At 69.7% G+C, this 12,948-nt stretch carries 11 protein-coding genes; 5 read left to right on the top strand and 6 right to left on the bottom strand.

Annotated features, from left to right (window positions below; translation table 11 throughout):
• Nucleotides 1-31 precede the first annotated feature (31 nt).
• From B7P34_RS01085 to B7P34_RS01060, 6 genes are all read right to left on the bottom strand, one after another.
• A complete protein-coding gene (locus B7P34_RS01085; protein ID WP_106673824.1) occupies nucleotides 32-355 on the bottom strand; it encodes a winged helix-turn-helix domain-containing protein in 324 nt (107 codons plus the stop codon).
• A gap of 14 nt (nucleotides 356-369) precedes the next feature.
• On the bottom strand, nucleotides 370-789 hold the full coding sequence (locus B7P34_RS01080; RefSeq protein WP_106673823.1) for a hypothetical protein: 420 nt from the start codon (nucleotides 787-789) through the stop codon (nucleotides 370-372).
• A 97-nt stretch (nucleotides 790-886) separates the two neighbouring features.
• On the bottom strand, nucleotides 887-2,281 hold the full coding sequence (locus B7P34_RS01075) for a DUF4241 domain-containing protein (RefSeq protein WP_146166673.1): 1,395 nt from the start codon (nucleotides 2,279-2,281) through the stop codon (nucleotides 887-889).
• 131 nt (nucleotides 2,282-2,412) lie between these two features.
• Nucleotides 2,413-2,802, bottom strand: coding sequence for an SRPBCC family protein (locus B7P34_RS01070; RefSeq protein WP_106673949.1), 390 nt, complete (start codon nucleotides 2,800-2,802; stop codon nucleotides 2,413-2,415).
• 5 nt (nucleotides 2,803-2,807) lie between these two features.
• The gene (locus B7P34_RS01065; RefSeq protein WP_223267357.1) at nucleotides 2,808-3,431 is read right to left on the bottom strand and encodes a CGNR zinc finger domain-containing protein; all 624 of its coding nucleotides are present in this window, start codon (nucleotides 3,429-3,431) and stop codon (nucleotides 2,808-2,810) included.
• A 375-nt stretch (nucleotides 3,432-3,806) separates the two neighbouring features.
• Nucleotides 3,807-7,775: an nSTAND1 domain-containing NTPase gene (locus tag B7P34_RS01060; RefSeq protein ID WP_223267356.1), complete on the bottom strand. Its 3,969-nt coding sequence runs from the start codon at nucleotides 7,773-7,775 to the stop codon at nucleotides 3,807-3,809.
• A 376-nt stretch (nucleotides 7,776-8,151) separates the two neighbouring features.
• Between B7P34_RS01060 and B7P34_RS39605 the strand changes: the two genes are divergently transcribed.
• The 5 genes from B7P34_RS39605 (at nucleotide 8,152) to B7P34_RS01035 (ending at nucleotide 12,931) form a co-directional block, all read left to right on the top strand.
• On the top strand, nucleotides 8,152-8,517 hold the full coding sequence (locus B7P34_RS39605; protein ID WP_223267355.1) for a 2'-5' RNA ligase family protein: 366 nt from the start codon (nucleotides 8,152-8,154) through the stop codon (nucleotides 8,515-8,517).
• Nucleotides 8,518-8,788: 271 nt separating this feature from the next.
• A complete protein-coding gene (locus tag B7P34_RS01050) occupies nucleotides 8,789-9,400 on the top strand; it encodes a hypothetical protein (protein WP_106673820.1) in 612 nt (203 codons plus the stop codon).
• Nucleotides 9,401-9,541: 141 nt separating this feature from the next.
• On the top strand, nucleotides 9,542-10,288 hold the full coding sequence (locus tag B7P34_RS01045) for an ATP-grasp domain-containing protein (protein ID WP_106673819.1): 747 nt from the start codon (nucleotides 9,542-9,544) through the stop codon (nucleotides 10,286-10,288).
• Between the two features lie 611 nt (nucleotides 10,289-10,899).
• The gene (locus B7P34_RS01040; RefSeq protein ID WP_106673818.1) at nucleotides 10,900-11,469 is read left to right on the top strand and encodes a hypothetical protein; all 570 of its coding nucleotides are present in this window, start codon (nucleotides 10,900-10,902) and stop codon (nucleotides 11,467-11,469) included.
• A 346-nt stretch (nucleotides 11,470-11,815) separates the two neighbouring features.
• On the top strand, nucleotides 11,816-12,931 hold the full coding sequence (locus B7P34_RS01035) for a methyltransferase domain-containing protein (RefSeq protein ID WP_106673947.1): 1,116 nt from the start codon (nucleotides 11,816-11,818) through the stop codon (nucleotides 12,929-12,931).
• Nucleotides 12,932-12,948 lie beyond the last annotated feature (17 nt).

Genomic DNA, 12,948 nt, shown 5'->3' with positions numbered 1-12,948 from the left:
GCGACGGAAGAGGCCGCCGTCCCAGAGCCGCTCAGCCTGCGGCGATGGCTCTCAGCGCCGCCAAATGCCTCTGATAGACGGCACGCCCCTCGGCGGTCAGGGAGAGCCATGTCCGCGGACGACGGCCGACCCGGCCCTTGTCGACGGCCACCCAGCCGGCCTCCTCCAGGGCCGACACCTGCTTGGAGAGGACCGAGTCGGTGACCTCCACCAGGTCGCGCACGAAGCCGAACTCGGCCTTCTCGACCGAGGCCAGGGCGGCCACCACCGACAGGCGCACAGGTGCGTTGAGCAGGGGTGCGAGGGCGTGGCGAGGGTGGCTGCCCCGCTGTCCGGCGGGACTCTCCTCCCCCATGGCCTCGCCTTCCGTCACGACGATCGCCGCATCTCAAGCCAGGCACCCGTCGCGAGCGGCAGCGCGCACGTCAGCGCAGCCGCTGCTGCGAAGGCGGGGCTGTTCGCAAATGCCGTGTTCCCGAACGTCACCGCCAGCACGAACACGGCGGCCCAGATTCCCACGATCACGCCGTGCTTGACGCCGAATCCGCGGCGCACCACGCGCTGCCGTGCGGCGTACAGGCTCAGCCCTGTCACGAGGGCCGTGTTGACGAACCCGAAGGCCAAGGCTGAGGCGAAGCCGTGCCACAGGACCGCGATCGGGACGAGGACCAACTGCCCGGCGGCGAACGCCCAGAGGTAGCGCGCATACCAGCCGCTCCGGGCCCGCGCCGCCTTCTCTACGTCAGCGACCCGCCCCAACGCCACCTCGGCATCGGTGAATCCGTGCATGGCTCCCCCTCATGTACGCCGACCACCTGATTCCAGAATGACAAGTACTTTCCAAACTGGCAAGTGAGTGAGTGGAGGCACCATCGGCGGAGGGCCCTCAGTTCCGGTTCAGGCAGCGGACGTCGCGCGCCATCGTGACGGTCTCGACGAGCAACTCGGCGAAGAGGAGGGCCGTTTCCGCGTGCGGCACGGCAGCCGGTAGCGGACCCTCGGCCGCCGGAACCGGCGGAACGAGGACCACCGCCGGAGAGGCGGCCGTGGGCGGCAGGGGACGCGCACTGTCGACTGTCAGCATGTCGGCTATGAGGCAGGTGACCTCGCCGTCGTGGTCTCGGCCGATCCAGACCGGATACGATCCGTCGCCCGCGCCGCTCGGGAAGGCGATCGCGTTGGCACCGGACACGGGGTCGCGGAACTCAGGGCAGGCGGCCTCGTCACCGATGGAGGACGCGAGTTGCACCCCGGCGTCCGGGTCGGCGTCCAGCGCGTCGCGCGCGGCGGCATCCAGGAAAGCGCCCGTGCCGGAGTCGACGCCGAAACCGTAGAACTCCCGGTCACCGAGCAGCCGCACCTCCTGCCCCGGAAGCAGAGCCGGCTCCCAGGCCACGGTGGGCCGCCGGTCCCCGATGCACAGCATCGCCGCCGTGATCTCCTCCCAGGTCATCTCTTCGCCCGCCCACTCGGATCGCTGCTCCACCTTGCCCAGCACCAGGGGGTACGTCCCCGGCGGCACGGGCACCGTGAACGGCTCGCTGTCCGCCGAGAGCCAGGCCGGATCGGCCGCGACCACCCGGCCCGTGGGCAGCCGCAGGTTCCCTGCGTGCTCGGGTTCGACGACGGTCACCGGGCCGTCGTACGACTCGAAGCGGCTGCCGGGGACGAACAGCGCCTCCAGCGCCCCCGGAGCCAGTGGCGCGGGCGCACTCCACAGCGGGTCGCCGCCGGTCGGGCCGGCCGTCTCCGGCGGCGGCGCGGGCACCAGCGTGACCGGGCCGGGGACACCCAGCAGGCCGGCATCGGCGTAGCGGGTCCAGTCCCCGAAGTCCGCCAGGGGGAGCGTGCGGTGCTCTTCGGGTATGCGCGCGATGGTGTCGAACCGGCCGTCTTGCTCCAGACTCCGCTGAGCGCTCCCGTCCGGCCGGATGGTGAGGGTGAAGTGCGCGGCCGGCTCGGGTCGTTCGGCCTCTTCAGGAGTGCGGTACAGCCACTGGCGGTGGCGTCTCAGGTGCAGCCGGCCGCGCCGCAGCTCCACGTAGTCGTACTCCTGGTGGCGCCTGCCGTGCGCGTCGAACAGGAGCAGGCCCACGTGGCCGGCCCGGCCCGTGATCCGCAGCTCCGCCAGCGGCTGTCCGTCCGTGCGCAGCAGAGCCATGTACGGATCGCCGACCGCGTGGCGCCGCCGGGCTTCCTCCTCGGACACCGGGCTGATGACCGCGCGGCTTCGGGCGCACCACCCCTCGCCGTAGACGACCTCCACCGAGCATGCGCTCATGTTCGCCACCGCCCTTCCCCCGTTCACGTTCGTGTTCGTGTTCGCGTTCACGTTTCACGTTCAGTGACGGAACTCTAAGGGTGGCCACTGACAGTCGACCTCCGGGGGCGGCAGGCCCGGTCGGACGGTCCTCAGCCGAGGGCGGCGGCGATCCGGTCCAGGATGTGCTGCCAGTGCGCCCGCTGCTGTTCGCGTTCTTCGGCGTCCGCCAGGTGCTCCTGGTGGAAGCGGAGCATCGCGCGGGCCCCGTCGGCAGCGGGGGCAAGGGCGATCTGGAGGGTGGTGGCGCCGTGGGTGACGCGGATCTTCCGGCCCGGATGGTAGCCGCGCACTTCACCGGTCACTCCTGCGGCCGTCCGGTAGGGGGCGCCTCGCTCGGGAGTGAGGGCTGCTCCGGCGCCGAGCCAGAGAGCGAGCCCTTCGGGACTGCTGATGAAGTCCCGGACGACGGGCGCGGGGTGGGACAGCGTGCGGGACACGCCCATCTGCCAGCCGGCGCCCTTGGTGAGGCCTGTGGGCATGGCGGTCATCCTTCCTCGGAGTGGCGGGCGCGTAGCGCCCTGACCTTGTGACGGTTGCCGCAGTGCTCCATGGAGCACCAGCGGCGGCGGCCGGGGCGTGAGGTGTCGACGTAGAGGAGGTGGCAGTCCTCGGCGGCACAGGTGCGGATGCGGTGTGCGAAGGGGCCGGTCAGCAGCTCGACGGCGTCCCGGGCAACGGTGGCCAGCAGGTGCGTTCCGCTGGGAGTCCCGGCCCACTGCCGCTGCCCGGCCGGCGTGATGGCGGGCGCCAGGGCCGGCCGGGCAGCCGTCTCATTGATGACCTCCAGGTCACCGGGCGGGTGCGGCTCACCGCGCGTGTGGGCGAGAACCACCCGGAACAGTGCATCGCGCAGCCTTCGCGCGTCGGTCACCTCGTCCTGGGAGATTTCCAGCGCGGGCGTCGGCGTCAGACGCGACCGTTCGATCAGACCAGCGGTGTCGGCCGCGGCCGACGGCTGCTCTTCCAGGAGGTACCCGAGGCCAAGGCGGGCAAGAACCGTCCGCACCTGGACGTCCACGGCGAGCCCGGCGGTCCGGAGGAGCTGGTGACCCGACCGGATGACCTTGCTGCCCGTCGAGGTCCGGCTGGCGACTTGCAGGGCGGGCACGAGACCGGCCGCGTACCACCTCCGGTTCAGCGCGCCTGTGCCCGTTCAACCACCCCGATGACAGTCCCCCCCTGGAAGTCTCCCGTCCCCGCCGGCTCGGGCCCGCACATCTCCCCCGTGAGGCCCGGCGCCCACTCCCCCGTGGCCCCGGACCCCGGACGTGCCCCCCTTGGGCCCGAGCCGGCGCTGTGTCCCGGCGTCGAAGACGGTGCTGCCGCCTCGGTGCCGGTACGTCATCCATTCAGCCCGGGGAGGCGGCGCATGTCGAGGAGTTTCCTTGTTTCCCTTGGCTGAGGGGACCGGGAAACCCCCGCTGACCTGTGTGAACGGAAGGCCGCCGAATGCACCCCCGGCCGGGGCCGGGTCTGTCGCGGCTCACCACCGGGCGCACGGGCTGGACGTCTGGTCCCGGAGGTACGCCAACTGTTCCTTGGCGGTGAAGCCCCGGTGGAGTGCCTTGCAGACTCTTCTGCCGGCTTCAGCGGCATCAGGAAGGTCGACCTCCCAGAGCCGTACCGTCCTGTCGCCTTGGTAGCCGGTGCTGGTCGCCAGCATCTTTCCGTCAGGGCTGAACGCCATCAGCGCCACCTGCGCGACGTCTTCCGAGAGAGTGCTGCGGGCTTTGCCCGTGGCTACGTCCCAGAGCCTCACCGTCTTGTCGTCCGTGCTGATGGCGATGGTCTTGCCGTCAGGGCTGAAGGCCATGGCCAGTACGTTGTCGGTGAGGCTGGTGATGGCGTTACGGGCTTTCCCTGTGCGTGCGTCCCACAGCCGTACGGTGTCGTCGTAGGCAGCGGTACGGACGGATTCCTCGCCGCTGCTTGTGGCGAGTGTTCCTCCGTCCGGGCTCAACGCCATCAGCACGACGCGGTCGGTGTGGTCGGTGGCGATGGTGCGGGTTCTGTTCGTGGCTACGTCCCGAATCCGCATGGCCCTGTCGAGGTCGCCCGGGAGACTTCCGATGACAGCGGTCTTGCCGTCGGGGCTGATCACCGACGGCCCTCCGGGGGTTGTGGGGCCGGTGTAGGCGCTGCGCATCGTGCCTGTGGGGATGTCCCAGATGCGGACGGCCGTGTCCTGGCTTCCGGTGACCAGAGCTTTCCCGTCGGAGCTGAAGGCCACTCTGGTTACGGGGGCGGCGTGCTTGGGAAGGATTGCGCGGGTGCGGGTCCTGGCCGTGGTGATGTCCCAGAGCCGGACGGTGCCGTCATAGCTTCCCGTGGCGAGAGACTTGCCATCGGGGCTGAAGGCTACTGAGGCGACGAGGGCGGTGTGGCCGGTGAGGACGCGGCGGACTCTGCGCGCTGCCACGTCCCACACGCGTACGGTCTTGTCGTAATGACTGGTGGCCAGGGCCTTGCCGTCGGGGCTGAAGGCCACTGCCTCCACGGGGCTGTCCTGCCCGGGAAGGGCGCCCCGGGCGCTCCCTGTCCGGGCGTCCCAGATGCGCGCGGTGCCGTCGGAGCTGCCGGTGGCGAAGGACTTGCCGTCGGGGCTGAACGCCACCGACTGCACCGGGGCGCTGTGGCCGGTGAGGGTGCTGCGAGCCGCCCCCGTTGCCACGTCCCACAGCTGTGCGGACCTGGCGCCATTCGTGGCGAGGGTCGTGCCGTCAGGGCTGAACGCCACCGACTGCACCGGGGCCTGCTGCCCCGTGGGGATCGTGCGGGCTTTCCCGGTCGTCACGTCCCGGAGCTGGGCGGTGCCGTCATCGTTGCCCGTGGCGAAGGACTTGCCATCGGGGGCGAACGCCACCGACCGGACTGTAGTGCTCGTCGTTTCCTCGAGGGTAAGGCGGCTTTCTCGTGTGGCGATATCCCAGATTCGAGCCGTCCGTTCGCCTCCTCCGGTGATGAGCACCTTGCTGTCGGGGCTGAACGCCAACGAGAGCACCTCGGCATGGACGTCGAGGGTGGCGCGGTGTGCGCCCGTTGCGACGTCCCACAAACGGGCGGTGTCATCAGCGCTGGCAGTGGCGATGGTGAGACCATCCGGGCTGAAGGCAACCGACATCACCGGACGGTTATGGCCCGTCAGGAGGCCGCGGTTCTCTCCCGTGGCGACGTTCCAGAGTCTCGTGGCCCTGTCGTCGCTGCTGGTGGCGAGCGTTTTCCCGTCGGGGCTGAACGCGACCGACCGAACCGGTGCGCTGTGGCCGGTCAGCGTCGTAAGAGGCTTCCCCGTAGCGACGTCCCAAATGCGGGCGGTTCCGTCAAAGCTACCGGTAGCGAGGGATTTGCCGTCGGGGCTGAACGTCACAGACGCCACCGCACTGGTATGGCCCGTGAGACGGTGGCGAAGGGGAAGCGTTGCGGCTGCGTAGAGGCTGGCCGTCGCCTCGTCGGTCTTGCTGGTGCGGTGTGCCTGCACTGCCAGCAGCGAGGCCAGGTCGGGATCGGTGGCGAGCAGGGTGCTCGACAGAGCGGCCATCTGCCGGGACTGCGCCTCGCGCTGGGCGGCAACGGCGGCCTGCCGCTGCGCGAAGGCCACTCCCGTGGCGGTCAAGGCAAGGGCCAGGAGGATCGCGAGGCCGGCAAGCGACTGGCGCAGTCTCCTGCTGCTGCGACGCTCCGTTCTTCGTTGTGCGCTCTCGTGGTCGGTGCTGGCATCGAGGAAGTCCTGCGCCAGCGGGCTCAGGGTGGCGCGACGTGCGGGGTCGGCGGCCCATTCGCAGGCCGCGGCCAGGCGGGTGCCACGGTAGAGCAGCCCTGTGTCGCGGCCTTCGTCGTCCCAGGCAGCAGCCGTCTCGGTGAGGAGCTGGCGGGTACGCAGGCCGGCCCGGTCGTCGCCGATCCACTTCCGCAGGCGTGGCCAGGCGTCCAGCAGCACTTCGTGGGCGAGCTCGGCGTGGTCGGCGTCCACGGTCAGCAGGCGGGCGCGGGTGAACGCCTCAAGGACGCCTTCGATCGTCTCTCGTGCGGGACGCCCTTCCAGCAGCTGCCCGCGGGGGGTACGGTGGCTGGTTTCCTTGTCCTCGCCGACGTGGACCAGCTGGAGCAGGATGTGCCGCGCCACCACTTGCTGGTCAGCGGGCAGTGAACGGTAGGCGCGCTCGGCGGTGGCGGCCACGGCTCCGGATATCCCTCCGGTCAGCTGATAGCCGGCCAGCGTCAGCGTCGCGTTCTCCCGGTGCTGCCAGGTGCTGAGCAGCGCATGAGAGACCAGCGGAAGCGCTCCCGCGCGGGACATGCCGCTGCCCGCGGCGTTGCAGGGCATGAGGCCGATGTCCCTCAACAAGACCTCGACCAGCCCCGCCTCCACTCTCAATCCGGCCTCGCGAGCAGGTCCCGTGATGACTTCGCGTAATCGGGCATCGGTCATCGCGCCCAAAGTGATGTGGCCGCGCTGGAGGGAGGCCGCCAGTCCGGGGTAGGCCAGGCATCGATCGTAGAAGTCCGCACGGACTCCGAGTACGACCAGGGCCGTCGGCACTCCACTCAGTCCGCTCAGTCCGCCCGCTGTCTCTCCTCGCCCTGCGGCCAGGGCGAGGAGCGCTTCAACGAAGAGATCGCGCTCTTGCTCGTCCTGGCAGAGGGTGAAGAGTTCCTCGAACTGGTCCACAATGACGATCAAGGTCGTGGGCCCCCCGGCGGCCGAGTCACGGGGAATGCTGCGGGGGCTGGGGGCCCGCTCAGAGCCGTAGGCCTGATCTGCAGGACATCGGCCACTCATCACCTCGCGTACTGCGGCGGCGAAGGCGCCGGGCCCCTCCTTCAATGCGACGTCGAGCCCATGAGGTGCCCCGATCGCCTTCGTCACCTGGGACTGGAGTTCCTGAACGGGACGCTCACCAGGGGTGAGCAGTACTGCCGGCCAGGCATGCGAGCCGGTGACCGGCAATACTCCACGGGCCAGGGCGGGGAGCATGCCCGCCCTGAGCAGAGACGACTTCCCCGCGCCGGACGGGGCCATGACCAGCAGAGGGCCCGGAGCGCTGAGCCGCTCCGTCAGCTGAGCCACAACGGCGGCGGTGTCCTCGTCGCGCCCGAAGAACCACCGGGCATCCTCCGCTCCGAACGGGGACAGCCCTGGGTAGGGGCACGCCCCGGCTTCCTCCGGCTGCAAGCTGCTGCGCTCTCCAGCCGGAACCGTTACGAGGAGCTCAAGCGAGCCACCGGTCTCCAGCGCCCGGTCACACGCGCGGGCCAATTCCAGGGTCAGCGGCTTCTCACCGTTCTCGACCTTGCTCAAATAGCCCTTGCTGTAGAACGCGAGCCGGGCCAGCTTGACCAGGGAGACGCCGCGTTCGAGGCGCAACCGGCGTAACTGCTCACCGGCCTGCTCCGGCCCCGGGGACGATTCCCCGGGACCCCCGCCACCGGGTCCATCATTGCCGCCTTCCATTCTCCCGCCCCCTCTGCGGTCGTCTGACCAGGGTGATCGCCCCATGGTGACGACCGCCCACGCGTTTGACACCGCAAGATCCTTTCAGGGGCGGCGCAGCCTCCTCAACTACCCTTCCGGCCGAAGGAATGCGTTGGTTCCACACACCTTCACGCTCGATTGCGTGCGACTGTCGGCCGCTGAGGTGGCAGCATTCCGTCCGTGGCAGACGACAGCACGAGCAGCTTGCAGGCGGGCCGGACGGGACTCATCGCCAGGATCCCGGACGCAGAGCCCGCTGTCAGCGCATGGCGGGAACGGTTCGATCCGTCAGCCCGAGAGGGGGTTCCAGCACACGTCACCGTATTGTTCCCGTTCCTCGACGAGAACCGCATAGATGCGCACGTCCGCTCGACCCCTCACTGCTGTGATCGGCAGGCATCATGCCTTTGACCTGCTGTTTGAGAGCTGCGAACGGTTTCCGGGGGTGCTGTATCTCGCTCCTGTGCCGGACGCGCAAGTGCGTCAGCTCACTGAGGAGATCACTGCTCGGTGGCCCGAGGCGCCGCCCTATGGTGGCAAGTTCAGTGAGGTCGTGCCCCACTTGACCATCGCTGACGGCCCTGACGACGCTGTCCTGGACGAGACTGAGACCAGCATTCTCCCCCACCTCCCCATCGCTTCCCGGGTCTCGTCAGTGGACCTCATGGTGCATGACGGCGCGAGGTGGCAAACGCGAGTGTCATTCCCGCTTCTCGAGTGAAGCCGATGAAGAGCACTCGGCTGCTCCGCTGCTACGAGCTCGAAACAGGTTCTTGGTGGGGCGCCTTGGCAGGGCGGTACCGATGTGATGGTTCGACCGTTCGCGGCGTATGACAGCTCAGCCGTGGATCGTGAACGACGACTCGTGTGCACGGATCGAACCGCTGCTCCCGCCATGAGGTGGCCGCCGGCTAAACCGGAAAGCGCCCAGAGGCCAGGGGCCAGGGGCCAGGGCGTGAGAGGGTGCGGTTCGCACTGAGACAGGGGGAAATATGGGACTGGTCTACGGCTACGACATCTATCTGCGTCCTCGGAACGTCGCCAGGGCATTGGCCAATCTGGCCAAGCTGGCGCCACCGGCCCGTGCCGTACCGCCGCTTGAGGTCACCCTGCCCGGCGGTGGACAGCTTGTTCTCCCGTTTACGTCCTGTTTCGAGAGCGAGCCTGTTCACTGTTCCCCGGACAGCACGCTCGAGCTCGACACGTCCCTCATGTTCGACGTCGATGACGCACTGCGTGAGTACGCGCAGACCAGCGGCCTCCAGCCCGAGGCGGACGGGCGCATCCGGATCGGGTACGTCTACGCCACGATCCGGTTCGCGTCCCTCCTGCACCCTGGCTACGCGTCGGTGGAATGCTGGGCCGCGACGTCGGGGATGAGCCGCTTGTTCGAGCGGTCGGCCAACATAAGGAAGGTGTTCACCGATCTCACCGCCGACAGCGGCGGAGTGTGCTGCCTGTTCGACACCGGCGACGGCGCGCCCGAGCAAGTGTGCTGGCTCAATGGTGAACCCATCCGGGAGAGCGTCTTCGGTCCCCGTTTCCCGGATCGGCAAGCACTCGTGGCGGCTTGGTCCGACCCCTCGACACCGCCCCTGTCGTAGCCGCCTTCGGCCCCGGCGGCAGCAGAAGCCAATTGACCGCGGCGGGCTCGGCGAATCCGTGCGGTTCGTCGGCGTACGGCAGGAGGGATAATTCCGCGCGGCCATCCGCCGGATGAGACATGATCCTTCGCCGTGAGAACCATGCTGTTTCCCCCTCGTCTGACCGCCTCCGCCGAATCGGTCGGCCAAGCAGCTCGCCGACGCGGACTGCGAACCGTGCAGTCCGCTTCGTTCAGGCTCCCCGACGGCCTCCGCAGCGCGGAGCATCTGCATGCAGGCCCGGATTTCGCGGACGTCGCGGCACCGGCGTACGGAATCGCGCCGCTCGAGGCATCGTACGACTGGCTGGCCGGCCTGCCGCAGGAGCTCACGCGACGCGACGTGCGCGCGATGCCGATCGCCGAGGCCTACGCGCTGCGGCGGGCGGCGTTCGTCAAGTCCCCGAACGACAAGAGCATACGAGCGATGGTCTATGCCGACGGCTCGCGGCTGCCCGGGCCGGACGCCGTGGAACCGGAGACGCCGGTGCTGGTCAGCGACACCGTGACGTTCACGGCCGAGTACCGGCTCCACTGCCTCGACGGGGCGGTGCACACAGGCAGCCGGTACGCCGACGGCGGGCGTCTGGCACTCGGGCCGTTGTCGGCGGCGGCGAGGGCTTTCGGCGCCGACGTAATCGCCGAAGCGGGCGCAGGACTACCCTCCGCCATCGTCATCGACGTGGGCCTGATCGACGGGCACTGGGCCGTGGTCGAGGCCAACGCGGCATGGGCCAGCGGGCTCTACACCGCTTCCCCGGACCGCGCCCTTGATGTGATCTTGCGCGCCGCCGGGCCGGCGGGAGACGTCGCCCTCCGCGACAGGCCGTTCATCCGTCCTCCCTCCTGAGCCCGGACGCCGAGAGGCGTTCGGGGCCGTTCGGCCCCTTCCCGTCCAGCCGTCCCGAGCGATCTCCTGGTCGGGCGGCCGGGGGTGCCCGTCCCTGCATCGGTGTCCCGGGCGACCGGGAGCGGACGGACACCACCGGCGCGCAAACACCACCGGCGCGCACCTTCCGGTGACGGCCTGACAGGAGAACACACTGGTGCACCACCTGCACAACCTCAAGCACGGAATCGTCCCGGCCCCTCGCCGGCCCGTGATCGGGTTGCTGGAGCTCCCATGGGCCGTACCGGTGACCTGACACCTCGTCATCGTCATGCTCATCGCGACTCGGTTCTGGACGTACTGGCGTTTCCTTTTCTGAATCGGCTGACGAAGCGGCGCCCCCTCTTGGGAAGAGCTGTCACCGGCACTGCTGAGCAGTGGGACCCCGACGCGCGTCCGTGCGCCGCTGGGATCTCGCCGGCGCCGTTGCGGTGGGACGCGGCGGGAAGACCACGGGGGCGGCCGGCATCGCCGCGTTCCTCCTGGCGCCCGGCTCGAATTGCCCGACACATTGTTGACGCGTACACGCAGCCGGTCCGAGACTGTGTGCCCCACACTTCTCGGGAGGCACAATGCGAGCTCGCGTTCTTGCCGTCGCTCTCGTCACAGCCGCCGTCGCCGCAGCCGCGACGCAGGCCACGGCCCAGCCCTCCAAGCCTCACCCGGACACGCCCGCGCGCTGGTGCGCCGACCAGGGCGGCCGGCCCGCCACGTACCACCCCTACTTCGACGCCGGCCATCAGCTCACGCCTCTTGGCGGTGAACGGCAGCTGTGCGAGTTCACCGCCGAGGACAGCTCGCGCATCACCGTCGCGACCGACACCCTCGCCGCCGGCCTGCCGACGCTCGCTGCACTCGCCTACGTCCGCAAGCCCCCGCTGCCGGAGCACCCGCAGGGCAACCCGTCGGCCGCCTACTGCGCCGCGATCGGCGGAACCACGCAGTTCGGCAACCACAAGAGCGACGTCGGCGGGTGGATCAAGACGGGCGACCCGATCGACCGTGATCACCTGCGGAACATGTGCCTCTTCGCCGACGGCTCCACCATCGACTCCTGGGGACTGACCTACCACACCAACGGCGTGATCCGAGGCGCGGATCTCACCAAGAAGTTCCGCGCCGCCATCCCCACCGGCCGCTGACTCGTCGACTCGTCCTTGAGGCGGTGTGGTGTGGGCCGCGGGCCGCGGGCCGGTCATGCGTTCCACACCACCTGCCGCAGGACGAGGGCGTTGCCTCGCGGGGTTGACACCCTCTGGTGCCCTTCCTGACTGCTGTGCCACGATGCCCTCCGCCCGCAACACGACACGTAACGGAGCGGATGGCCATGGGTGATCATCGCAAGCCGGACCCGGACTTGGACAAGGGCAAGCCGCCGCCCGGCAATTCCGACGGGCAGGTGCCTCCCCCGCCTCCGCCGTCGGGCACGCGCAGGAAATGACTCCGGTGCACGAACTGAGCTCCCTGCGCCGGGCGCACGATGCGGAGATGGAAAGGATCCACGGGTGGCCCGAGAGCTCCCCGTGGATCCGCCGGGCGGTCGCGGCGCTCCCCCGCGACCGCTTCGCGCCCGACCGGCTCTGGCAATGGGACGGCCGTGCCTACGCGCCCGTCGACCGCGAGACCGATCCGCGGCAGTGGGCTGCACTGGTGTACGGCAACGTCTATGAAGCAGCCGTCACCCAGGTCATCGGCGGCCTGGCGACGTCCAGCCTGTCGTGCGAGTCCGTCGTCGCCGACATGCTCGACTGCCTCGATGTCCGCCCCGGCCACCACGTGCTCGAACTCGGGACCGGAACCGGCCGCAACGCTGCCCTTCTCGCCCACCGGACAGGGCCCGGGCGCGTCGTCAGCATCGAGACCGACCCCGGCCTCGCGGAGCACGCGCGGCAGCGCCTGAAGAAGACCGGGTCCGATGTCCACGTGGTCGTCGGAGACGGCGCCGAAGGCCATCCCCGAGCCGCGGCTCTCGAACCCTTCGACCGGGTGATCTCCACCTACGCCGTCGATACCGTCCCTTGGGCGTGGGTGGAGCAGACCCGGCCCGGCGGCCGCATCGTCACTCCTTGGGGACACCTCGGTCTCGTGGCCCTGACCGTGTCCGAGGACGGAAAATCCGCGCGCGGGCACGTCCAGGGGCTGGCCCAGTTCATGCCTGCCCGCGGGAGCACGGGTGGCCCGGACGGAGACTTCTCGCGGGTACGCGCCGGACGGGATCCCGAGCACGAGCACCACGCCCGCCTCGACCTGTCACCGCTGCGCACGGACTGGCACCTGCGGTTCGCGTTGCGCGTCCTGCTGCCGGATGTGCACATCTCCAGTAGCACCGACGCCGACGGGACCAACGCCTGGCTCAACGACAGCGCATCGTCGTGGGCGGCGTTCTACGCCCAGGACGACGGCACTGTCCTCGTCTGCCAGGGCGGGCCGCGCCGCCTGGCCGGAGAGCTCGAGAAGGCGTGGACCTGGTGGTCGGCCGCGGGCGAGCCCGACCTGTACGACTGGGGGATGACGGTCACCCCGGAGCGCCAGTGGATGTGGTCGGGAGAGGAGTCCACGTCGATGCCGCTCTTCGCCGGCGGTACCGATCCCGACGTCCCGTAGAGCGAGCGTCGCCTGGA

Source organism: Streptosporangium nondiastaticum, from assembly GCF_003011965.1.
Classification (GTDB): Bacteria; Actinomycetota; Actinomycetes; order Streptomycetales; family Streptomycetaceae; genus Streptomyces; species Streptomyces nondiastaticus.
This window is presented reverse-complemented; position numbering and strand designations above follow the sequence as displayed.

What these genes read in the sequence shown, in the direction of transcription:
- B7P34_RS01045 (WP_106673819.1), top strand. Translation starts at nt 9,542, where the DNA reads ATGCTGTTTCCCCCTCGTCTGACCGCCTCCGCCGAATCGGTCGGCCAA.
- B7P34_RS01035 (WP_106673947.1), top strand. Translation starts at nt 11,816, where the DNA reads ATGGAAAGGATCCACGGGTGGCCCGAGAGCTCCCCGTGGATCCGCCGG.
- B7P34_RS01040 (WP_106673818.1), top strand. Translation starts at nt 10,900, where the DNA reads ATGCGAGCTCGCGTTCTTGCCGTCGCTCTCGTCACAGCCGCCGTCGCC.
- B7P34_RS01085 (WP_106673824.1), bottom strand. Translation starts at nt 355, where the DNA reads ATGGGGGAGGAGAGTCCCGCCGGACAGCGGGGCAGCCACCCTCGCCAC.
- B7P34_RS01050 (WP_106673820.1), top strand. Translation starts at nt 8,789, where the DNA reads ATGGGACTGGTCTACGGCTACGACATCTATCTGCGTCCTCGGAACGTC.
- B7P34_RS01060 (WP_223267356.1), bottom strand. Translation starts at nt 7,775, where the DNA reads ATGGAAGGCGGCAATGATGGACCCGGTGGCGGGGGTCCCGGGGAATCG.
- B7P34_RS39605 (WP_223267355.1), top strand. Translation starts at nt 8,152, where the DNA reads ATGCGCACGTCCGCTCGACCCCTCACTGCTGTGATCGGCAGGCATCAT.
- B7P34_RS01075 (WP_146166673.1), bottom strand. Translation starts at nt 2,281, where the DNA reads ATGAGCGCATGCTCGGTGGAGGTCGTCTACGGCGAGGGGTGGTGCGCC.
- B7P34_RS01070 (WP_106673949.1), bottom strand. Translation starts at nt 2,802, where the DNA reads ATGCCCACAGGCCTCACCAAGGGCGCCGGCTGGCAGATGGGCGTGTCC.
- B7P34_RS01080 (WP_106673823.1), bottom strand. Translation starts at nt 789, where the DNA reads ATGCACGGATTCACCGATGCCGAGGTGGCGTTGGGGCGGGTCGCTGAC.